The following is a 23400-nucleotide window of genomic DNA, read 5'->3' as shown; positions in this document are numbered from 1 at the left end:
TGAGCTGGATGTTGTTGAAGTCGTGCTGGGAACAACCGGCCGTGCAAGATGCAAGGTAAAGAATATGCCTGTCGACCACCTGTGGTACAAAGACGCCGTTATCTATCAGCTTCACGTAAAGACGTTCTTCGATTCCAACGATAACGGGATCGGCGATTTTGCCGGGTTGACGACGAAGCTGGACTATATTCAGAGTCTCGGCGTGACAGCCGTCTGGCTCCTGCCCTTCTATCCTTCACCGCTCCGCGACGATGGTTACGACATTGCAGACTACAGGTCCGTGCATCCCGCTTACGGCAACATTCGTGATTTTCGCCGGTTCGTGCGTGCCGCTCACGCCCGGGGCCTGAAGGTCATCACGGAGCTGGTTGTCAACCATACGTCCGACCAGCATCCCTGGTTTCAGCGGGCCCGTCGTGCGAAGCCGGGATCCAAGTGGCGTAACTACTATGTCTGGAGCGACAGCGACCAGAAATACCAGGGGACGCGAATCATCTTCACGGATACGGAGAAATCCAACTGGTCATGGGACCCTGAAGCCGAAGCGTATTACTGGCATCGCTTCTTCTCCCATCAGCCCGATCTCAACTTCGACAACCCTCACGTTCTCGAGGAAGTCATCCGGACCATGCGCTTCTGGCTCGATCTGGGGGTGGACGGGCTGCGGCTGGACGCCATTCCTTATCTCTGTGAGCGTGAAGGCACGAATAACGAGAATCTGCCGGAGACGCACGCCATCATCCGCAAGCTGCGCGCGGTGATCGACGAGAACTACGACGGGAAGATGCTGCTGGGCGAAGCGAACCAGTGGCCCGAGGATGTCCTGCCATACTTCGGCAACGGGGATGAGTGTCACATGGCCTTTCATTTTCCGTTGATGCCCAGGATGTACATGGCCATGGCCCAGGAGGACCGGCATCCGATCACGGACATCATGGATCAAACGCCTGATATTCCCGAGAACTGCCAATGGGCGGTCTTCCTGCGCAACCATGACGAACTGACGCTGGAAATGGTGACGGACCGGGAGCGGGACTACCTGTGGAACTTCTATGCGGCGGACCGGCGCATGCGCATCAACATCGGGATTCGCCGGCGCCTCGCCCCACTGGTGGAGAACGATATCCAGAAGATCAAGCTGCTGAACAGTCTCCTGCTGTCCATGCCCGGCACACCCGTACTCTACTACGGCGACGAGATCGGAATGGGGGACAATGTGTACCTCGGTGACCGTGACGGGGTGCGAACGCCCATGCAATGGAGCCCGGATCGCAACGGCGGGTTCTCCCGAGCGGATCCCGCGATGCTGTATCTTCCCGCGATCATGGACCCGGTCTACGGCTATGAGGCGGTCAACGTCGAAGCGGAGAGTCGCAATCCGTCATCGCTGCTGAACTGGATGAGGAAAGTCATCAACATTCGAAAGAACCACTCCGCATTCGGTCGCGGAACCATCCGCTTCTTCTATCCCGGAAACAGGAAGGTGCTGGCGTTCGTTCGGGAGACGGAGGAAGAGAGCATTCTCTGCATCGCCAACCTCTCTCATGCGCCCCAGCCGGTGGAGCTGCGCCTGGGCGATTTCGAAGGCTGCGTTCCGATCGAGCTCCTGGGTCGAAGTCGTTTTCCCCCGATCGGCCAGTTGCCGTACTTCATTACCCTGCCGACGTACGGTTTCTATTGGTTCATCCTCGCGAAAGAGGCGGAGGCACCAAGCTGGCATGAACCGTTCGCGCCCTCCCTGCCGGAATTCCAGACGCTGGTGATTCCGCAGGGGTTCGCCAGCCTGATCGAGCACCAGCCCAGGGAAAGGCTCGAGCGGAAGATCCTGCCCGAATTCCTGGGCAACCAGCGATGGTTCGCGGCGAAGGATGTCGGGGTTGAGCGCGTGGAGCTGGCATCGGCCTCGCAACTTCCCCGCGATGGCGGCGGATGGCTCGTGGCGACGTGGCGGGCCAGACTGCGGAACGGCCAGTCGCAGCGCTATTTTCTACCGCTGGCGATCGATTGGGAAAAGAACAATGATGATCCCCTGGTGTCGCGACTGGCTTATGCGCTGGGTCGCGTGCGCAAGGGGGCGCAGCTCGGCGGGCTCTACGATGCGATCGCCGATCCGGATTTTGCGCGGCGGATCATTGCACTGATCCGCGGCAACGACGAGATCGACTCTCCGTTGGGGGGCTCGCTGCGTTTCCGCTCCACGTCTGCGCTGATGGAGCGATCGGACGACCTGGCCGAACTGGAGATTCGTCGTCTGGGGCGCGAGCAGAGCAATTCCTCGCTGCTCATCGGCGACCGCATGATCATGAAGGCGTTTCGCAAGGTGGAGGCGGGAGAGCATCCCGAGGCGGAAATTGGTCGTCATCTGACCGAAGTGGCACACTTCGAGAACACGCCGGCATTCTACGGAACGATGGAGGCCCAGGACGGGGACGGGTCCCACTGCGTCCTGGCGATTTTGCAGGAGTTTGTGCCGAACCAGGGCGACGGCTGGAGCTATAGCGTGGACTATCTGGACCGCCATCTGGAGGAAGCCGGGGCGCGGTCCGAGACCCCCGAGAACCAGGAAGAACCGCATTCGGCCTTCGAGTCGCTCGCAAAGACGTTAGGCCAGCGGACTGCCGAGATGCACCGCGCATTTGCCGTCGAGACGGACAATCCGGCGTTCCAGGCGGAGCCGGTCGGCGTGAAGGACTTGGCGCTTTGGAAGGACTGGGTGGTGCGTCAGGCAGGCGACGCGCAGGCAGCGCTGCGGAAATGTCTGGGGGACTTGGCCGACGATATTGCCGAGGAAGTCCGCTCCGTACTGGGCTTGTGGGATGGCATCACGTCAACGATCCAGGAGCTCCTACCGAAGCGCCTTGATGCTGCCAAGACTCGCTATCACGGGGACTATCACCTTGGTCAGGTCATCGTCGCGAAGAGCGATTTCTACATCATCGACTTCGAGGGGGAACCGGCGCGTTCCCTGGAGGATCGGCGGATCAAGCACTCGCCATTGCGCGATGTTGCGGGAATGCTGCGCTCCTTCAACTACGCCGCCTGGGCTGCATTGTTCGGACTGTCGGAGTCGCGTCCGGAGGCGGAGGCTGCGGCGGAGCCGTGGGCCATGGCATGGGAGGAAAGCACCGTGGCGGCATTCCTCGAAGGCTATCGGGATACCATCGGCGACTGCCCGTCGTATCCCGCCGATGAGCGCGATGCGGAGAATCTCATCAAGCTGTTTACCCTGGAGAAGGCCCTCTATGAGATCTGCTACGAGGCGGCCAATCGCCCGAGATGGCTGCGCATTCCCCTGAGGGGCGTTCAGCGGATTATTGTGGGCGGAACGAGCGACGAGGGCTGACCGATTCGGTTGGTTCGCTTCTCCAACCGTCTGCAGCCTGTCGGGTAATGCCAGCCGCGACGGCGGCCGGCACGCCGAATCCGGGGTGTGTGTATCAAAACGGCAACAGACCCGCAGGGTGGTCATTCGCTCGCCAGGCTCCTAGGATTCGCATTAAGCTCGATCCCGGGCCTGAGAGGGTATCCGTATGCCGCACCGAACTTTGATCGCCATACCGATTTTCAACGAGGAACGGTATGTCGAGTCCGTTCTCGATGAAGTCCGCCGCTACGCGGACGAAATCCTCGTGGTGGATGACGGCTCGACCGACGAAACCCCGACGCTGCTTCGCCGCCGCGAGGACATCCACCTCGTCACCCACGCCGAAAACCGCGGCTACGGAAAGAGCATCGCGGACGCCTTTTGCTTCGCCCAGCGTCACGGCTATGACTGGCTTGTGACCATGGACTGCGACGAGCAGCATGAGCCTTCCTACATTCCCCGGTTTATCGAAGCTGCCTATTCTGGCGGGGCCGATGTGATCAGCGGCACGCGCTATCCGGCTGGGCACGTCGCCGATCCATCGGTTCCATCGGACCGGCGTGAGATTAATCGTGTCATCACCGAGCGCCTCAACAGCCTTTTCCGGCTGGGAATAACTGACGCCTTTTGCGGATTCAAGGCCTACCGGGTGAGCTCGTTGAAATGCGTCCGGATTACCGTTCCAGGGTACGCCATGCCCATGCAGTGGTGGGTGCAGGTGTGGCGTGCGGGACTGCGTGTCGAGGAGTTGGCGGTCCGACTGATCTACAAGGATCCGACGCGTCACTTCGGCGGTCACCTGGATGACCCGGCCGTTCGTCTTGATCATTACCTGGCCGTGTTGAGTGCCGAGTTGAGGAATCCCGCGATCCTGCCCAGTTCGGGGGTGAGCTTCTTGCCGTGCCGCTAGTGCGATCGGCCGAGATCGACTTCTCCAAGCTCAAAGCGCCGCCCGGTCATGGCAGCGTGCTGGTCGAACCGGATCCGCGCCAGTGGGTCGACGCGGTCGCGAAGAATCGGCGGATGCTGGATGCGTGCCGCCGGCCGGTTGCGGGACGAACGATTGCTGAATGGCGGAGTCAGTTCCGCAAAGTGGCTGGCTTCGGCGACGGCGTTCCCATCATTGGATTGGGCCATCAGCCGGAATTCATTCACCCCGGAGTCTGGGCCAAGTACGTCGTCGCCGATCGGTTGGCAAGCCGTTTGGGCGGGGTCGGTCTGAACATTCTGGTCGACAGCGACCAGGTCCACACGTCCAGTTTGACGGTCCCCACGCTCGAGAGTGGGCGCCCCGTCGTGGAACGGATTCCTGTCTTCGACGCTCAATCCTCGGCGCTGTTTGAGCAAGTGCCCGCGCTGACGGGGAGGCGGATCGCGGAATTGCAGAATCGCATTCGAAGCGTGATGGGCGAGCGGTTTGAATGCACGCCCATGCCCTTGTTCCTGGAACAATTGGGACGGATGGCAGGCGCGGGCGACTGGGTGGAGCAGTTGGCCGGGGCGCGGCGGTCGGTCGAGGAGTCGCTGGGCGTTCGGGTCACCGACCGGCGGATCAGCTTCGATTGGTGCAACGCGGTGGCAAGGGACATGCTGCTCCGCGCCGAACAATTCGCAGCGAGCTACAACGGAGCCCTGGCCCGGTATCGGGAGGAGCATCGCGTCCGCGGCGCTCGACGGCCCATGCCCGATCTGGAGCATGGGGTCCGTGGAACGGAGGTTGCGCTGTGGGCTTTTCGGGAGCGCGGCCAGCGCCGCCGCGTCTTCGCGAAGAGCGACGGCCATCGAATCCGATTGCTGGCGGACGACGTTGTGATCGCGGAGTTGAGCGAGTCCGAGGTGGCCGACGGTGAGGCGGCGAACCTGGGGGAGCGTTTGGCGCCTTGGCGCATTCGTCCGCGGGCGCTCGCTTTGACGCTCTGGGCGCGGCTCATCGCCAGCGACTTTTTCATCCACGGCATCGGCGGGGCCAAGTACGACCGCATCAGTGACCTGATCTTTGCCGACTATTTCGACATTGAGCCTCCGCGGATGGGCTGTGTCTCGGCAACGCTATTTCCGGGCCTGGCGGAAAGCAGGCCTCGGGACGATGTACTGCGTGAGGTCAAGCAGGAACTGCGGGACCTGGATTGGAACCCGCAGCGGCACGTCTCGGACAAGATCGGAAAGCGGAATTCGGAGATTGCCGATCGGGAGCAGCTCGTGGCCGAGTCGCAGCGGCTGGCGCGGGAGGAGCCGGAAAACCGTACCCGGCGCCGGGAGATATTCGAGAGAATCCGATCCCTGAACGCCGCGTTATCCGAGATGACCGGGGACGAGCGCGAACGGCTGGAATCGCGGCTTGCACAGGTGGAACGACTCCAGGAGCAGTCGAAGATCACGCGAGGTCGAGAGTTCTTCTTTGCGCTCTACCGCACGGAAGATCTGCGGCAAATGATGGATGCCCTGCCCACCATCAACGATTTTGGGGTATAGTGCCGGAGTCAACGGACCACACGGCGCCGCAGGAGCCAGGGCAGCGGGAACGCAACTTTCGCAGGAGGACGCGCTTATGACGGATGAAGGCCAAGCCGGGCGGATTCACATCGACAGCGACTGGAAAGAGGAAGCAGCCCGGGAGAAGGAGCTTCTGGCGGAGAAAGAAGCGGAGGCGGCGGCGCGTGGAGCCGGTGCGGGTGGTGAGCCTGCGGCGTCGGTGATGGACATCATCAATGTTCTGGCGATGCAGGCGGCCGTGGCCTTGGGCGGGTTCCAGGGGCCGGGCGGTGAGAACATCCCGCCGAACATCGCCGCAGCCAAGCACCACATCGATCTGCTGGCTGTCCTCGAGGAAAAAACCAAGGGGAACCTGTCGGACGACGAGAAAAAGGTCCTCGGGGCGGTGCTCTACGAACTCAGGATGCAATACGTTCACATGGTCAAGGGGCCGCCGCCCGGATCGGCTGAGTCGCCGCAGGCCCAGGAATGACGTTGGGGGGAGTCCCTGGTTTAATCTCCAGGGCAAGCTGTGCTTCGGACCGGCAAGCGGTCGAACGTGGCGATTGCAACAGCGCCAGGCGTCGCCTTCATCGGGAACATCCGCGCAGGCTGAATCCTGCGGCTCGCTACAGATGACTGTCACACACCAAAGCGCACCGATGGTTCAATGATTATCCCCATTCGTACAGAGGCGGCGGTGCGGAAGGCGCCGCACGCGAATCACCTCCTGATCGGCCTGAACCTGCTGTTCTTCTTGCTGTTCAACAGTGGGATTCTGGGGCAGTACCGGGAGCGGATGTCGGGCTGGCTGGAGTTTCACTCGGCCGCGCCGGCCCTGCACGAGTTTTTCACCTACCAGTTCATGCATGCCGACGTCTGGCACGTCGGGGGCAACATGCTCTTTCTTTGGGTATTCGGCAACGCCGTCAACGGCAAGATGGGCGACCTGCCGTACCTGTGCTTCTATCTCTCCGGCGGGGTGTTCTCCGCCTGGGGGTACGCGGTGAGCAAACCCGAGTTCTTCACGCTGATCGGCGCCTCGGGTTCGATCGCGGCGGTCACGACGGCCTACCTCGCCCTGTTTCCGCGAAGCCGGGTGACCTGTGTTCTCTGGTTTCTGGTCATCTATGTGTTCGAATTGCCGGCCATGGTGCTCATCGGGCTGAAGATCATCGTCTGGGACAACATCGTCGCGCCGGGGATCGGGGGCGCCAACCAGGTGGCCCACGGTGCGCATCTCGCGGGCTACTTCTTCGGGTTGGCCGCGGTGATCTTCCTGCTCCTTGTGCGGGCGCTGCCCCGCGATCAGTTCGATATCGTGGCACTCTGGAAGCGCTGGAACCAGCGGCGGGCGCTGGCGGCGGTCATGGCCAATCCGCAGTCGGTGGAACGGGCACAATACGGCGCGCTGGGTCGGGTCATCCCGGAAAACGCCAAGCGTCGCGCGGAGGAGGATCAGCACCTTGATCGAATCTCGGCCGCGCGGGAGGCCGTCGCAGCGGCCTTGCTTCGGAGGGACCAAGAGGGTGTCGTTCGCGCCCACGAAGCACTGCTGGGATTGGACGCACGACAATGCCTGTCGGAGCGAGATCAGCTTGCGGTCGCCCGCGTCCTGTACGAGCAGCGCCGCTTCCAGGAAGCGGCGGCCGCTTTCGAGCGATTTCTCGAATGCTATCCGCAGTCCGTCGAGGGCGGGAGCGTGCGGTTGCTGCTGGGGATCATTTTCGCTCGTGATCTAGGCGATCCGACGCGCGCCGAGAAGCAGCTTGCGGAGGCGGAATCACTACTCCAAGATGAAAGTCGCCGCAGGCAGTGCGCGGAATGGCTGCATCAGGTACGGCAATCGCTGGGAAACGGCAACGGATAGTCGAGGGAAGTTTCGTTCGCGCAACCGCAGAAGCACACACGGAAATGACTGAGGCGAAAGACGAACGCGCGCCGATGAAAGAGAGCGAACAAGCCGGATCTCACTCCAACGAGGTGACTATGAAAGAGCTCGCGTTCGTCAACGGTGTTTTCGTGCCCATCGAGAAAGCCGTCGTCTCCGTCGAAGACCGCGGTTTCCAGTTCGGCGACAGCGTCTACGAGGTGGTCGTGGCTTATGACGGTCGTCCTTTCCTCATTGAACCGCACCTGCAGCGCCTGCGCCGCAGTTGCGACGCGATCGGCCTGAACTATCCGTTCCACAAGCGCCCGCTGGAGCCGATCATCGCCGAGGGTATCGCCCGGCGCGGGGAGGGGGACACGCTTGTATACATCCAGCTTACGCGGGGGGTAGCCCCGCGCGCGCATGGGATTCCCCAGGGGCTGGAACCGACCCTGGTCATGACGTTCCGCCCGCTCAAGCCGGTGCCGGAGGAATTGCGCCGCCGCGGCATGCGACTCAAGGCCGTGCGCGACGAGCGCTGGGCACGCTGCTTCATCAAGGCGGTCACGCTTCTGCCCAACGTCCTGGCCAAGGATCAGGCCTTGCGCGAGGGCTACGACGATGCCGTCTTCATCAGCCCTTCGGGCGAAGTTCGCGAGTGCACCGCGGCCAACATCTTCATGGTTCGCGACAGCACCTTGTTTATGCCCACCCGGGATGTGTCCGTGCTCCACGGGATCACGCAGCAGTTCATCATGGAATGTGCCGAGGCCATTGCCGTGCCCGTTCGCGAAGAGCGGTTCCCGGCGTCGGACCTTTTCCGGGCTGACGAACTCTTCCTCTCCAGCACGACGCTTCAGGTCCTGGGGGCAACCTCGGTGGATGGCAAGCCCGTGGGCGACGGAAAGGTCGGCCCCGTTACGCTGCGCCTGCACGAGGCCTTCAGGGAGCGATCTCGAGCGCAGAGCAGGAAGCTTGGCGCGTAGGGCGCGCTGAACCCGGCACCGGCGTTTTCGAACAGTCCATTCGTACCTGGAAGACTGGATTACGGTTCGTTGTAGGCGATGGTTACGGCGTCGCCCGGGCCGATCCCGCGCGCCTCGAGCTGCCCGGCCGGTACTTCCAAGGCATACAGGACGGGCTCAGGGGGGACATGGGAATCCAGGGTCTGGGGCTGCATCGTATCGACGGATGCGATCGTGCCGTCTTCTCGAATGAAGGCGATGTCGAGCGGGATCAGTGTATTCAGCATCCAAAAGGACGGGACGATGGGGTGGTCGAAGACGAAGAGCATGCCCGCGTCTTCGGCCAGCTCCGTGCGCCCCATCAGCCCTTGGCGTTGGGCCGCGGCGGTGGCGGCCACCTCGACCGTGAAAATGTCGTCGCCGATCGCGATGCTCGCCATGGGTAAGCCCTCGCCGCCGGTGTTACCACCAGTCAAGGGGACACAGGCGGGCGAGGCCATCGCGACAAGAACTGCCGTCAGAACTGGAATCGGATAGCGCATTCCGGAATCTCCCTCGCGGTTTCCGCGACAAGGGTACGCCCACAAGTCGCGCCGGGCCAACACCTTCGGTTTTCGAACCCGCGACAGGCGCGCGTTCGGGTGCGGGGGGCGGCCATGGATCGCATCGGGAGTGTAGCACGATCATCGCGCGGGCGGCGATTGCGTTGTATGAGTATGTCGGGCGATTCCCGCGGGATTCCGTCGGCTTGTGGCGACCTCGGAACAGGCCTATAATCGCAGGATTGGCGGGCCGGCAATTGCCCGCACCGCAAGTGTTCCAAGCCCGAGATGATGATCCGCGGAAGCGTATGAACTCCGTAACCGACGTGGAAACAAGAGCTTCCCGGCCTGGCGGTCCGGACGGAATGCGCACGGCGGCACTGTGGCTGATCGGCGTGGCGCTTTCGGCTCTGGCGGTGACGTACGCGGTGGATAAGCTCGGCGGCGGGGCGCCGGTGCTGGATAGTCGGGCCTGGGCCCAGCCGGTTGCCAGCGGCGGATCGCGTGGCGTATTCGCGTTCACCGGGCAGATGACCAAGAACACGTTTGGCGTGTACGTCGTCGACGTGGACGCCATGACCATGTGGGCGTACGAGTACGAGCCGCAGAAGAGTTGCATGCGGCTGGCTGCCGCCCGGACGTGGCGATATGATCGGTACCTGGAAAACTACAACAACTGCGGACTGTCTCCCGAGGACGTGGAGCGAATCGTCGAGGAGCAGCGCCGCTATCGGATTGAGGGAGCCGGCGAAGACGTTCAACAGGAACCCTGACGAGGGATACTGACGAGACATGGCGAAGACGTTTTACTCTACAGACGAGGCGGCCAAGAAACTTCAGCGGTCGACGGACGGCATCAAGACGCTGGTACGCGAGGGCAAGCTGCGCGAGTTTCGGGACGGCGGGGCTGCGGCGTATAAGGTTGAGGATGTCGAGAAGCTGGCCTCAACGTTGCCTCCGGCACCGCCGCCGGATGCCTCCAGCGCGTCCGCCAGCGGGGAGATCGTGCTGGAGCCCGCGGATGATGGCGACGAACTGGATACAGGGCTGGGCGGAAGTGACGTGCTGAGCCTGGCTTCCGCAGAGTCGGAGGACACGGCTGCGGGGCGTCCGGGTGCGAAGAAGGAGGCCTCGACCGGCGGGACATCGGTTCCTTCTGCGGGCATCAACGTTTTCGACGACGACGAACTCGACGAAATGGTTGATCCGCTGGCCCAGACCGCGGTGACCGACGTGGGCGGACTCGGGCTGGAAGGCAGCGGCAGCGGCTCGGGGATTCTCGAACTGACGCGCGAGAGCGACGATACGTCGCTCGGCTCGGAGCTGCTGGAAGAGATCTACACCGACAAGGACGAGGAAGCGGAAGAAGAGGCCGAGCCCGCCGGCGAAGCGACGCGCGCCGGGATGGATGAGGCCCTCACCGAAGTTGCGGAGATCGGCGAAGAAGAATCGGCGGAGCCGGTTGCTGCGCCTCCCGCCGGCGGCAAGGCGGCCGCCCGCACGCGGCAGGCGGCATATGTCGGCGAGGAAGCGTACGCTGGCGATGCTGTTTCCTCGGCATTGACCGCGACGATGGTCGTGGCGCTGGCGGTTCTTTGGGTTGCGGCGCTGGGCGCGACGGCAATGTTGCGTGGGTTTGTGCCCGGTCTGCTGACGACGGTCTATGCCAATCTGGTGATCTTCGCCGGCGCGGCGGTCGGCGTGGCCGCGATCGCCGCAGGTATTACGTTCTTCGTGGTGAAGCGGTCGAAATAGGATTTCGCATTTGCGGCCGTGCCGGTCCCGCGCGGAATCCGGATCAGGTGGTGCGGTCGTCATTTCGCTGGTTGTCATTGCGGCGGGCGTTGCGCAGTTACGGGTGTGCGGGAGAGGAATGGCCCGCCACGGGACATGCCGACGCAACGCAAACTTGTATTCAGGGGGCAGATCGGGAATATCCTGGGTTATTTGGAATTGAGGCGTTCGAAGGATGGGAGTCGTGGCGATGCGAAGAGGGTGCTTGCTGCTTGGATTGGTCGGCGTTCTGGGGTTGGGATCCGCGTCGGGTTGTGTCAGTCTGGACAAGTACCGGCGGCTGGATGCCAGCCTTCGCAACACGAAGGCGGAAAAGGAGGCACTGGCTCAGGAGCTTTTCGATCTGCGGCACGGGTCCGGGTCGCTTCGCCAGCAGATCGACCTGCAGCAGCGGGAGTTGGCCGCCAAAGACGAGCTGATCAACAACCTTCGCGAGGAGACCGAGCTGCTCAGCCAGTCACGGAAGGTCGCCCTCCAGCAGCTCGAGGACATGCGCGGCCGGCTGGGCAGCGTGATCATCTCCGGTCCAAAGCTGCCGCCCCAGCTCGACAGCGCGCTGAAGAATTTCGCCCAGGCGCATCCCGGCGAGGTGGAATATGACGCCGAGCAGGGGATCGTCAAGTGGAAGTCCGACCTGTTGTTTGCTCTGGGCAGTGACGTCGTCAAGGATTCTTCGATGTCGGCACTGCGCGGCTTCGCCGACGTGCTCAAGTCTCCGGCTGCCGCAGACTTCGAGGTCGTGGTGGTGGGGCATACGGACAATCGTCCCATCGCGCGGGCGGAGACCCGCGCTTTGCATCCCAGCAACTGGCACCTGTCGACGCATCGGGCAATCGCCGTAGCGAAGGTCTTGAAAGAAAGCGGCTACGATCCGGCGAGGATCGGGTTGATGGGCTATGGCGAGTATCGCCCCGTGGCCGACAACACGTCGGAGGCCGGCGCGCAGCAGAACCGGCGAGTGGATGTCTACCTGGTGCCGCGCGGATCCGTAGGCCGCGTGGCCCGCGCGGTGGACGTCGATGCCGGCATGGCGCATTCCGAGCAGCAGCCATCCCCGGGGAAGTAGGATAACGACCGGCGGGCCTGACGGGGCACGCCGTGGCTCAGCGCGTTGAGGCCGAGCTGAGATTCAGCATGATGCTGATCGGATTGTGGTCCGAGCCGGTGGTCTCCACCGATCCCTGGAGAATGTCGAACGACCCGGGTACATATCGCTCCTTCAATGCCGGGCTGAGCAGCAGGAAATCGATCTGCGTGCGGTAGGGTTCGCGGTTGTAGGTAACTCGGTTTTCGTCCGGCAGGGCGGAGGCCGTATCGAACATGGCCGTCGAGCCGGAACCGAGGATGGTCTTCAACGTGGCGCTGTCCTGCGTGTCGTTGAAGTCGCCGCAGAGAACGATGCGGGCGTTGGGGTCATCGGCCAGCCGGGCATCGAGTACTTCCCGTACTTTGCGTGCTTCTGCAATTCGGATCGGTTCCGCGTACTTCCGCCCGTCATAATTGCTCTTGAGGTGGACGACCCAAACTTCGAAGGACTCGTGTCCCGGCGGCTCGATCCGTACGGACAGCAAGTCCCGTTCGAAGGTGCGCGTCTCTCCCGCGCTGGGGAATCGAGCATACTGGTAGCTGGTGACCGGGCCTACGGGGAGTCGCGAAACGAGCGCCACGTCGATGCCCCGCGGGTCGGGCCCATCCAGAAGCACGACATTCTCGTAGCCCATATCGCCGAGGAATACGTCGACGAATCGCTGGAGGTATCCGCGGTTCTCCACTTCCTGCAGGGCGATGACATCGGGGTTGATCCGTCGAATCGCCTCGGCCACGTGCTTCATTTCGTCGCGGGACTTGGCCGGCGTCGTCTCGTCGCTTGTGTAAGGGTCGTCCACGTCGTCAAACAGGTTGAGGATGTTGAACGACGCGACCTTGAAGCCGGCTGCGGACGTAGCGCTCCTGTTGGCAGGCGGCTCGAGTTTCGGAAGCGCATCGAGCACTTCAATCTGGCCTGGTTCGGTGATGCGAATCTGGGGTCGGCCGGCGTAATCGGAGATCCATCCCCGGACGCGGACGTTCTTGCCGATGTAGGATTCCAACGGTTCGTCGAAACGTCGGGCAACAGGCTCTGCGATGGCAAGCTCGAAGTAGGGCTGGTCTTCCGGTCCGAAGGAAAGAAGGTTCATGCGACCCTTGCGCACGAACCCGGATACCTGCCCATGAACGAACGCGATCTCCCCATGAAACCGGCCGGCGTCCTCTGCCATGATGCGGGGGCGACCCTCGTCCGCACCGATGGGGGACTGCGAATGATCTGTGGCCAAGGCCACCGGGGCGGCGAGCAGAATCGACAACACCAGACAGGTCCGGGAAGATTGCATGCTTTGATTCCTTTCCAGAGGCATTGACTGAGACCTTCCTGCAATTCGTGGCAGCCAAGCCACCCGCCTAGGGCAGGAGCGCGCTCTGCAAGGGAGGTGTTCCACACTGGGCTGCTGACACCGGGTCGCAGATGTCACATGGTACCACCGGATCAGGGTGGGCGTAGGGATAAAACTCGCGACCGCTACCGATGGAGAATGCATTGACCACGCGGAGCACGTCGCCACCGGTAACCGTGCGGTCCGGTGCTTCTCCATTTACGTCCGCCCAGGTAAGGGGGGGCGGCGATGCCCCGGCGGCGACTGCCAGGAGGACGGCGGAGATGTCGAATCCGCTCACCGCCCCGTTGGGGGGCTCCCAGGCATTGGCCGGCGTTGGGGGGACGGTGGAACCGTTTCCGGCGGCGCTGAACATTCCCACGACATCCGCCCAGAACCGGGAATTGGTCGGGCGCTCGGCCGTGGAGACCGTCAACGGGGCGGAGAGATTCACGCCGTCGAACGTCGCCTGGATTTCGTAGGTTTCGTCGGTGGCGATCAGGCAGCCGCCGACGTGAATAACGGGCAGCGCGGCGAAGTCGGCGAGAGGCGGAGCGGCGTCACTGACGAGAAAGGTCAGTCCCTGTCCGGCAATCGCTGCCGGTGTCGTGCGCGGCGTGCTGATGAACCATGAGACCTGCGAGTCGACGTGAGTCACGAGGTAGCCGTGACTGATGCCTGCGAGCGTCGGGGAAGGGGAGAACGAGATGTATCGGTTTTTGAGCGCGGCGTGCGGGTAACCGTTGGCCGGAAGGGGCGGGGCAAGCGATCCGTTCACGCACCCGACGCCGGCAATGCACGTTTCATCCTGTCCGCAGAGTTGATCGTCGGGCGTACCTTCGCACCGGTCGAGGGCTTCGTTGCAGGTGTCGTTGATGGTGCAGGCAATACCGTCGTCCGAGCAGTCCGGGGGAGTACCCGGCTGGCACCCGGCAAACAGATCGCAGGTTTCCGCTCCGTCGCAGAACTGCCCGTTGGAGCAAAGGGCGTCGTCAACATCGTGGCGACAGACATCGAGATTCTCGTCGCAACTGTCCACCGTGCACGCAACACCGTCATCGCAGGTCTCGGGCTGGCCTGCGATGCAACCCTGGAGCGGGTCGCAGACCTCCGAGCCGTTGCAGAACTGGAAGTCGTCGCACGCAAAGTCGTTGGGCGTATGGTCGCATTGGTCGAGCGACTCGTTGCAGGAATCGGCCGTGCAGGGGATGGCATCCGTGCAATCGACGGGGGTGCCGGGGCCGCAAACGCCGGCGTTGCAGATCTCCTCGCCGTCGCAGAAGACACCGTTGCTGCAATCCTGGTTGTTCAGGCAGCCGCCGGAGATGGGCAATTCGAGATCCAAAACGACCGGCCTGTGGTCCGAGGCGACAGAACTTGCCACGCTCGGAGCGGAAAAACCAATGAGTTCGGCGGGGTAATTCCCGCCGGGGATCGTTGCGGAGTTGAATACGAACTGGCGAATGACCGTCACGATGTTGTCCTGGACGGCGATGTAGTCGAGCTTGCTCGAGCCCAGCGTGTTGCGGCTGCCGTTGAACACGTCGGTTGCGGAATCGTAGGTCATGTCCGTACGGTCGCGATCGGTTCCATCCGTGCCGCCGAGGAACTCGGCCTGGGTCAGCCAATCCGCCGGACCTCGTCGGCCGTTGTTCTGCTCGTCTTCGTTCCAGTCGCCACCGAGAATGACCGGCGTGTCGGCATTCGGGAGTATCGTGGCCTGGGGGCTGTCGGAAATACGGCTCCGCGGATCGGGCGAGCCGAGTCCGCCGCCGTTGTAGAAGTAATCGACGAAGTAAGCGACGTTCTGCGCGGCCTCGAGCCGGTCCGCCAGGTCACTCGAACCACTGCCGGATTTGAGGTGAGCGCACCCGACGATGAGATCTCCCTCGTAGACGAGGTCTGTCAAGTTCAGCTCCGCGAACATGAATCCGCGAATGCCCCCGTTGCCGCCGGGGGCATACAAATCGGAGAGAATAAAGGGGATGTCAGAGTACTGGCTGCGCGTGTCACCGTTGAGGTCGGCAAATGGGAATGCGCTGACGATCACGTTGCGGTTGTATCCGTCGGTGCCATTGCTGACGAAGATATAGGGAAGATCGTATCCCGGGGCGTATTTCTGCACGTACGCGGTGACGCCCGACCCTCCGTGAAAGAACTGATCGATCACGGTCGTGAGCGTTGAAACACTGTCCACGCCGTTGAAGGTCCCATTGTCGCCCGCTTCCTGGAGCAGCAGAACGTCGGGTTTGATGACCGCTACGATGCGCGCCAGGGCCGTCCAGGCATTGAACCCTTCCGTTTTTGTCGTGCCGGATCGAATGTCATCCTGAACATTCCAGGTCATGACGCGGACATGATTCGGATCGGACTTGGACCAGTCGCCGGACGATGGATTCCACCCCGCAGCTCGTGGCGTGAGAAACCCGGCCACGGCCATGATCGTAAGACAGGCGGAGACATATCGTTGCGGATACGCGAGACGTGAAGCGGTCATTCCCTGGGGTCCCCCAATTTCTGCATTCGCTTGTTCTGTACGGGCAAAAAAAAACAAGGTGGGGAGCGACCCATAAGGCCGCTCCCCACCTGGAAACCATCACATCACGGAGTCAGCGCGGACTCCAGCGGCGGAGCCGGGCAGACCGCCGGAGTCGGCGGCGTGGGTGCGTGAATGACCGTGGGCGTCTGGGGATACGCGTACGGATAGTACTCGCGTCCCGAGCCGACGCTGAAGGCATTCACGACGCGGAGTACGTCCGGACCGATGACGACGCGGTCGGTTCGCTCCGGATTCACGTCACACCACGTGAAGTGCGGTGCGGACGGCAGCGAAGAAACACCCTGGAGCGTGGCGGAAATATCGAATCCGCTCACGTTCCGGTTCGGCGGCGTCCAGGAATTCGCCGGCGTGGGCGGCGTGGTCGAACCGTCGCCACCGGCCGAGAACCCACCGACAACGTCAGCCCACAGACGGGCATTGGCCGTGGTCGGGCGGGCAGCCGTGTAAACCGTCAGCGGTGCGGTGAACGTCAAGCCGTCCTGCGTGGCACGCACCTCGTACGCACGACCAACGGCCGCGTCCGCATCACCCGGGGCAATCATGCAACCGCCAACGTGAACAAAGGGCAGCGCACCAAAATCAGCCAGAGGCGGCGTGCCGTCCGAAACAAGGAAGGTGAGTCCCTGTCCGGCGATCGATGCCGGCGTGGTACGTGGCGAGCTGATGTAGTAGGACTGCCCGCTTCCGACGTCCGTAACCTGATAACCGTGCGGCAGGCCGGCGCTGGCCTGGTCCGGACGGAAGGAGATGTACCGCTGCTTCAGGGCGCCGTGCGGATAGGACGTAATGGTGCTGGGCGTCTGAGCGGGACGGGTGATCGAACCGACGTAGAGGATGGCGCGATACTCCTGGTCGTTGCTTCCACTCAGGCTGCAATCGAATTCGTACATACCGTTGTCGTCCCAGTCGTACGTGATCTCGGCATTGATGATCACGCCACCGAGGGTGCGAGGATCGCGGGCGGCCAACGTGGCGGGATCTTCGTTGCCAACGGCCACGCCGCTGATGTTTTGCGACCAAGCCGTGCCTGAATCAATTGAATTGCTGTCCGCTAAATTCATGAAGCCGATCTGCCATCGGCGATCCGAGTTGGCGCCTCGGAACGTGAAACCCTGCTGGAACACACGCTCGAGATCGTAGCCGAAGTTGTCCTTGTCATAGACGGCGCGGATCAGCGCGGTATCAAACGGGTCCATGGCGCCGAATGTCTCGGTCGCTGCAAGGAACCAGATGTTGCCGGCCGAGTCCATCATGGGAGAAGTGAAGCTCGGACCTTGGGGCGTTCCGCCCGTCACCTCATAAAGGAACCCAAGGCGACCCACCGGCGTGCCCGCAGGGCTCGGTCCGTCGAGAATGGGCTTCCCGCGGCTGTTAATGATGTCGTTGAAGCCGGCCATGGTCCATTCCGAGGAGCCCGTGTCGCAATTGACGCGAGCAACAGCGATGTAGTGGCAGGGCCAATCGTAGGGCGACGCCGAAACCGCGAACGGCTGGTCGACGACGGCCGCAACGAGAAGATTGCCGTCGGCATCGACGCCCAGAGCGACCTGGCTGTTCCCACCGCGGAAAGCCACCTGGGAGTGATAGTGGTCGAACTCGTTGACGTCCGGAGCCTGGGTCAGGTTGGTGAATTGTTCGCAAAGCTCACCCGCTGGACAATCGGTGCTGCCGACGAAATCGAAACAGGGTGTATCGAGGTTGGCGGTTACGGTGCCGTCACAGAAGCCGGACTTGTTGTCCTTCACCACCGCCGGAAGTATGAGGTTGAGCGTTCCCGTGACTTCGCCGTTGGCGTCGAGCCCGACGACGTTGATACGGTCCGTCAGCCCGGCGGCACTACGGCCGAGGTGAGCGGCAACGCCCGCCGTCGAGTTGAGCCAAGCACACTGCTCATGCGTGTAGCCCATGCTGCCGCGCTGATCCACGACACCAGCGGCAAAGTGGCTTGCATCCTTGACGATCGTGGTATTCGTGGTACCGCGGGCGTACTCCGTTCCGGAATTCAGCCCGAAGTAGACCGGAGGCGAACTCCCGGGGAGGATGTTGGGACCGCCGTAGGTGACCTGCTGACAGGTCCCGACCACACAACTCGGAGCGCTGACGACGTCGCAGACAGCACCGTCACCGCAGCGACCTTCGGTCGAATTGCGGATGAGCCAATCGGTTGCGCCGGCATCAGCCGTCGACGGTGGATCGCAGGTCATGGCCCCGCAATCGGCGTCCTCGTTGCAAGCGGCGCCTGTCCCTCCGCAACGGTAGTTGCTGGTGAGGTTTATCTTTGCGGGATCGCGGAGGGACATATTGACGCGAAGCAGGTTTTCTTCGGCCAGGCGAAGCTGACCACAGCCGTCAGCGACACCGAAATCGTCCGTACGGATGTGAATGTTGCCGGCGGCATCGACCGTGCCCATGCCGTACTGCGACAGGTTCGTGGTCGCGTCGCACGAGTTCGAAGCGGCGGCGATTCGCGAGACGTAAAGACGGCCTGGGTTCTCCGCCTCATATTGGACGATAGCACCAATGACACCGTTATAGCTGTTCGAAAACTCCGTAAACGCAACGGAAAATTGGTTGCCTTGCAGCCCGGTGAGATCTACCGAGCTTGCCGGGGCATCATTCTCCGCCGCGTTGATGCCCTCGCCGGCCGTGGTCCAAAGGTCGAACGTGCCGCTCAGCGCCGTATTGGTGAGCTGTGTGCGGCTCATCGACTGCGCGCCGGTCAAGCTGCCGAAGAAGGTGGCGTCGGCTTTGCTGGCCTTGATCAGCGGTGCGATGCCGAAACGTGTACCCCACGACGTGGTCAGGGGAACGAGGTCGACGACATAATCGTTCTTCAACTCGGTCGTATCCCAGGGGGATACGCCGTCGCCCGGTAAGCAGCCCGTGTTGGAAACACTGTCCTGCGCCCAGGCGGCGTTCCCGATGGCGGCAACAGCCGCCGAGGCAAAAACAAGATACACTCCCACCCGCTTCATTCTTTACCCTCCTGCTGAGTACAAACGAGCCTGCCATCCACCCCGCTACGGGATGACCGTGCCATTCTCCACTTCCGTTAGTCCCTGTCCGCTTGTGCCGTTCCTTACGATGCATCCCTTGGGATACCAGTAGTCAATTCGACGGGAATCGGGGTCGTTGAGAAGTTCAACGTGCCCATCATAAAAGAGCATGTTGAGCATACCCTTGTTATCCTGCGCGGAGCCATTGCCTGCGCGGGTGACGCGATGGCGATAAGAAAGAAACAGGTTCTTCCCCTTCGCCGGAGGTTCAACTGCCGTCGGTACGCCGTCCCAGTTCGGAGTCTGTGCTTTGACGCCGTAAGCGGTTTCGCCTGCCCACCAGGCGCCCCCGCTGGTAAACGCGCCAAAGAAATTTGGAAGCGGGTTGAAGTCGAAGTCCAAAGCGCCCTTGTCGTCGAGATAGCGCGTACCTTCGGCGATGAACACCTTGCCTGCCGGCGTTCCGATTCGATTCAGCTTGGAGACGTAGGTGGGCATCTCCACGTTGTCCTGGGTAGGCTCGGGCGGCACAAGGGAAAGGACCTTCAGTGCCGCGAGGCGAGCGTTACGTGCCAGTTCCTTGTTTTTCTCTTTTTCACCCCAGTACTGGAAAAACGCCGGCATCAGATAGCTGACGGGTGACCAGTGCTCGATCTCTTCGAAGTCATCCTTGTCCGGCGCAGACCCGTACAGAATGGACGGCAGATCCAGCAGCGCCGGGCACTTGTATTGATCCAAAAGAAAGGCAAAGCGATCGGCGCGGCGCGAGGGCAGTTCCTGGCTGTCGAGAAGCGGTGTCATCCAATCGAAACTCTGAACGGGCAGGATTCCCTCTCGAAATGCGTCCGCGGGCGAATGTTGGAGTCGCCGTAATGCGACGCCCGACGTATTGACGCCCGGAATCCAGTCCTTCGATACGTAGGAATAGTTGCCCAGACCCACGCCCCAGATGCGCTCCTGGGAGCCGCACACGACTTCTTTGGCGTAGCCCCTGGCAGCCTGCAGGCTTGGCAGAAGGATCGACACCAGCAACGCGATGATGGCGACGACGACCAGAACTTCGATAAGGGTGAAGGCGGTAGTATACCGCGGGGCCGGTCGCGCCGACTTACTGTTTGCGTGCCATCGTCGTCGTATCGAAGAACTTGTTCTCATCCTTCATCTGCTCCAGAGAGTCCCGGTAACGTTGGTCGATGAACTGCTTTCCATCGCGCACGGTTAAAGGGAAAAGACTTCGCCGGCCGGTATCGGGGTTTTTCAGCGGCAGAACGCCGGCGGCTTCCGCACGGGTAAGGTTGTAGACCTTGCCCGTCTCGACACATACGAACTCGAAGCGGCTCGGCAGTCCCGTCGAAGGCTTGCTCAACCACCACACGAGCAACAGCGCTACCGCGACGGCGAGGACGATTCCGCCGATGACTCGGATTTTTCCCGACATGTTTAGGCAATCTGAAACTCGGCGCGCGTACCGTCGTTGACCGCAACCACGGCCGCGCACAATTGCGAGTAGTGTAGCGACCACAGGAGCGGGGAATATGACGTGATTACTAATCTCACGTAAATCTTGCGCTAAGGAGAACGGACCGATTTCTCCATCTCAACAACTCACAATCGCGGGGTGAAATCTGTCGATCTTGGCTTCAAGCCGTCCAGGCTAGCGCATTTTTTACACAGCTTTAACTTTGTCCGCCCGCCTCGCTTTCGTACACTGATGGCTCGGCTAGGCGCGGCGCGCGCCGAGTCTCTTTTCCAGCGCCTCGCGAGGCGCTTGGAATTGGCGCGGAAGAGAGCGATCCGGAGGGGCACATCCAACGACGATGAATGAGCGGCGCAAGCGACGGCGTGTTCTGTTGGCACGGCGCGGCCGCTCTGTTCAAAGAGGCTTCCCCCGGCAAGCAAGCGTTACTGATTCGTAGCTGGTTCACGATTGGGGACCGAGGCGTCAGCAAAAGGGAGGGTTCTAATGCAAGGGACGGGTTCGAAGTACGGAAATCGGGCGACTGCGTTTGCAGGCGCGGTGCTTTGCGCTGCGCTGGCCGCACCGTCGTTCGGGCAGGTGATCATCAGCGAAGTCGTTGATGCGAACCTGTCGGGCGGTTTGCCGAAGTTTGTGGAGCTGACCAACGTCGGCTGCAATCCGGTTGATCTTTCGACGTACAGCCTGGTCAACTACAACAACGGAGGGACTACGGCGACGAACACTTATCCGTTGGCGGGCGTCCTGGCGCCCGGTTTCTCCTACGTCGCTTCGTACGAGAATGGTGACGGCCCGGGCGTCGGCGTGTTCTTCAACACGTACGGGTTCGATCCCGACGATTTCACGCCTGGCGCATCGATCAACGGTGACGACACGATCGTGCTGTTCGACGGCGCGACCATTGTCGACCAGCTCGGCGAGATCGGCGTTGACGGTACCGGGACGGCTTGGGAGTACTTGGATAGTTGGGCCCGGCGCAACGCCAACGTGCTGACGGGCAACGCCGGCGTGTTCAACGCGGCCGAGTGGACTTTCGGTGGACCCAACGCCCTTGACCCGGTCACCCAGGCTGACCTTCCCACCGTGACGTTCCCCGGTACCCACACGTTCGATGATCCGGGTTGTGCCCCGGTTCCTTACGCCTGCTGTGATCTGTTCACGGGGCTTTGCACGCTGGAGCTCGCCGCGGATTGCGCCGATCCCTTTGACGTCTGGACATTCGGTGAAACCGATTGCGGAGCGGTGGGTTGCACGATCGATGCCGGCGCCTGCTGCGATACGGCGACGGGCAATTGCGTCGAGACGCTGACGGCCGATTGCACCGGCGCGACCGAGGTCTTCACCCCCGGGATGAATTGCACTCAGGTTGACTGCACGGTTCCGACCGGCGCCTGCTGCCTGACGGGCACTTGCGTTGCGGACGTGACGGCGGCGGCCTGTGTCGCCAGCGGCGGTTCGTATCAGGGCGATGATTCGACCTGTGACGCCGGCTGTCCGGCCCCCTCGGGCGTGGTCATCAACGAGATGCGTATCGATCAGGTCGGTAACGACGACGACGAGTATTTCGAGCTCTCGGGCGCTCCGGGAACGAATCTGGACGGATTGACGTATATCGTCATCGGAGACGGCGCGGGTGGCAGCGGCACGATTGAAGCTGTTGTGGACCTGACGGGTCTGAGCCTTCCCGCTGACGGCCATTTCCTGGCCGTTGAAGATACGTTTACGTTGGGCGGTTCTCCGGACCTCGTTCTCTCGTCGGCCAGCAATGGTCTGAATTTCGAGAACTCAGACAACGTAACGCACCTCCTGGTCAGCGGATTCACCGGTGCCGATGGCGACGATCTGGACACGAACGATGACGGCATTCTCGATGTGGCTCCGTGGACGTCCATCCTCGATTGCGTCTCGCTGCTCGAGGGCTTCCCGGGCGATGCGCTGTATTGCGTCGTTGTGGTCGGTCCGGACGGCTCCTTCGTTCCCGGTCACGTGCTGCGTTGCGAAGACACGACCGGCAATTGGATCATCGGCCCGTTCGCCCCGACGGGCGCTCAGGACACGCCCGGCGTGGCCAACGGCTGCGGCGGTTGCTGCCTGCCCGATGCGACCTGTGCGAATATCGACGTGAATGACTGCACCGATGCGGGCGGAAGCTACCTCGGCGACGGCGAATTCTGCCAGAACCAGGCCGACAGCGACAACGACGGCTCGGTGGACGCGTGCGATGGCTGCCCGGCGGACGAGTTCAAGACCGAACCCGGTCAGTGCGGCTGCGGCAATCCTGATACCGACTCCGATGGTGACAGCGTTGCCGATTGCGTCGACAACTGCGATCTGATCGCAAATTCGGGCCAGGAAAACGGCGATGCCGATTCGCTCGGCGACGCCTGCGACAACTGCCCGGCCGTGGACAACGAGGATCAGGCCGATGCCGACGGTGACACGTTTGGCGATGTCTGTGACAATTGTCCGATCACGACCAACGAAGATCAGGCCGACGCCGATTCCGACGGCGTCGGGAATGTGTGCGATAACTGCCCGGACAATGCCAATGCCTCGCAGACGGACAGCGACGGCGACGGCAATGGCAACGCCTGCGACATATGCCCCGGCTTCGACGACAACGCCGATGCCGACGGTGACGGCGTTCCGGACGGCTGCGATCAGTGCCCCGGTGCCGATGACGGCCAGCAGGGCGCGACGGGCGATGACGACGGCGACGGCGTCATCAACTGCGTTGACCAGTGCAACGGCGCGGACGATGCGGTGTTCGCTCCCGGTTGTGTCGGGGCGATCCCGGCCGCCTCGGAGTGGGGCCTGATGGTCCTGGCGCTGTGCATGCTGGTGGCTTCGAAGGTGGCCTTCGGCCGCAGCGAGGTCTAAGAGCCCGAGGGTCTTAGCTTAGCTTTCTAAGAATCGGGGGGCGGGAGCGGCCGGATCCGGCTGCGTCCC

Annotated in this window: 16 protein-coding genes; 10 read left to right on the top strand and 6 right to left on the bottom strand. The window is 62.4% G+C overall.

Annotated features, from left to right (window positions below; all coding sequences use genetic code 11):
• Window positions 1-64 precede the first annotated feature (64 nt).
• The 6 genes from treS to J5J06_01710 all read left to right on the top strand — a co-directional run bounded on the left by treS (window position 65) and on the right by J5J06_01710 (window position 8692).
• Window positions 65-3343: a maltose alpha-D-glucosyltransferase gene (gene treS, locus J5J06_01735; protein ID MCO6435791.1), complete on the top strand. Its 3279-nt coding sequence runs from the start codon at window positions 65-67 to the stop codon at window positions 3341-3343.
• 187 nt (window positions 3344-3530) lie between these two features.
• Window positions 3531-4274 carry a glycosyltransferase family 2 protein gene (locus J5J06_01730; protein ID MCO6435790.1) on the top strand — a complete coding sequence of 248 codons (744 nt, stop codon included), beginning with the start codon at window positions 3531-3533 and terminating at the stop codon, window positions 4272-4274.
• The gene (locus J5J06_01725) at window positions 4265-5836 is read left to right on the top strand and encodes a hypothetical protein (protein MCO6435789.1); all 1572 of its coding nucleotides are present in this window, start codon (window positions 4265-4267) and stop codon (window positions 5834-5836) included. The genes J5J06_01730 and J5J06_01725 overlap by 10 nt, the downstream gene beginning before the upstream one ends.
• A gap of 223 nt (window positions 5837-6059) precedes the next feature.
• Window positions 6060-6329 (top strand): DUF1844 domain-containing protein, encoded by a 270-nt coding sequence (locus J5J06_01720; GenBank protein ID MCO6435788.1) that lies wholly within the window; start codon window positions 6060-6062, stop codon window positions 6327-6329.
• Window positions 6330-6506: 177 nt separating this feature from the next.
• Complete coding sequence (locus J5J06_01715) at window positions 6507-7706, top strand: rhomboid family intramembrane serine protease (protein ID MCO6435787.1); 1200 nt, start codon at window positions 6507-6509, stop codon at window positions 7704-7706.
• Window positions 7707-7825: 119 nt separating this feature from the next.
• Window positions 7826-8692: an aminotransferase class IV gene (locus J5J06_01710; protein ID MCO6435786.1), complete on the top strand. Its 867-nt coding sequence runs from the start codon at window positions 7826-7828 to the stop codon at window positions 8690-8692.
• 59 nt (window positions 8693-8751) lie between these two features.
• Here the strand turns inward: J5J06_01710 and J5J06_01705 are convergent, their stop codons facing one another.
• On the bottom strand, window positions 8752-9213 hold the full coding sequence (locus tag J5J06_01705; protein ID MCO6435785.1) for a DUF192 domain-containing protein: 462 nt from the start codon (window positions 9211-9213) through the stop codon (window positions 8752-8754).
• A gap of 308 nt (window positions 9214-9521) precedes the next feature.
• Here J5J06_01705 and J5J06_01700 point away from each other — a divergent pair, with 308 nt between their 5' ends.
• The 3 genes from J5J06_01700 to J5J06_01690 all read left to right on the top strand — a co-directional run bounded on the left by J5J06_01700 (window position 9522) and on the right by J5J06_01690 (window position 12073).
• Complete coding sequence (locus J5J06_01700) at window positions 9522-9986, top strand: hypothetical protein (GenBank protein ID MCO6435784.1); 465 nt, start codon at window positions 9522-9524, stop codon at window positions 9984-9986.
• Between the two features lie 19 nt (window positions 9987-10005).
• Window positions 10006-10968 carry a helix-turn-helix domain-containing protein gene (locus J5J06_01695; GenBank protein MCO6435783.1) on the top strand — a complete coding sequence of 321 codons (963 nt, stop codon included), beginning with the start codon at window positions 10006-10008 and terminating at the stop codon, window positions 10966-10968.
• Between the two features lie 223 nt (window positions 10969-11191).
• A complete protein-coding gene (locus J5J06_01690) occupies window positions 11192-12073 on the top strand; it encodes an OmpA family protein (protein MCO6435782.1) in 882 nt (293 codons plus the stop codon).
• 37 nt (window positions 12074-12110) lie between these two features.
• Here the strand turns inward: J5J06_01690 and J5J06_01685 are convergent, their stop codons facing one another.
• The 5 genes from J5J06_01685 to J5J06_01665 form a co-directional block, all read right to left on the bottom strand.
• Window positions 12111-13379, bottom strand: coding sequence for an endonuclease/exonuclease/phosphatase family protein (locus J5J06_01685; GenBank protein ID MCO6435781.1), 1269 nt, complete (start codon window positions 13377-13379; stop codon window positions 12111-12113).
• A gap of 67 nt (window positions 13380-13446) precedes the next feature.
• The gene (locus J5J06_01680) at window positions 13447-15915 is read right to left on the bottom strand and encodes a hypothetical protein (protein ID MCO6435780.1); all 2469 of its coding nucleotides are present in this window, start codon (window positions 15913-15915) and stop codon (window positions 13447-13449) included.
• A gap of 104 nt (window positions 15916-16019) precedes the next feature.
• Window positions 16020-18953: a hypothetical protein gene (locus tag J5J06_01675; protein ID MCO6435779.1), complete on the bottom strand. Its 2934-nt coding sequence runs from the start codon at window positions 18951-18953 to the stop codon at window positions 16020-16022.
• Window positions 18954-18998: 45 nt separating this feature from the next.
• Window positions 18999-20129 (bottom strand): type II secretion system protein, encoded by a 1131-nt coding sequence (locus tag J5J06_01670; GenBank protein MCO6435778.1) that lies wholly within the window; start codon window positions 20127-20129, stop codon window positions 18999-19001.
• Window positions 20083-20412 carry a hypothetical protein gene (locus J5J06_01665; GenBank protein MCO6435777.1) on the bottom strand — a complete coding sequence of 110 codons (330 nt, stop codon included), beginning with the start codon at window positions 20410-20412 and terminating at the stop codon, window positions 20083-20085. Before J5J06_01665 ends, J5J06_01670 begins: the two co-directional genes overlap by 47 nt.
• A gap of 525 nt (window positions 20413-20937) precedes the next feature.
• On the opposite strand from J5J06_01665, the gene J5J06_01660 reads away from it, so the two are divergent.
• Complete coding sequence (locus J5J06_01660; GenBank protein MCO6435776.1) at window positions 20938-23331, top strand: lamin tail domain-containing protein; 2394 nt, start codon at window positions 20938-20940, stop codon at window positions 23329-23331.
• Window positions 23332-23400 lie beyond the last annotated feature (69 nt).

This window comes from Phycisphaerae bacterium, assembly GCA_024102815.1.
GTDB lineage: Bacteria > Planctomycetota > Phycisphaerae > UBA1845 > UBA1845 > JAGFJJ01.
This window is presented reverse-complemented; position numbering and strand designations above follow the sequence as displayed.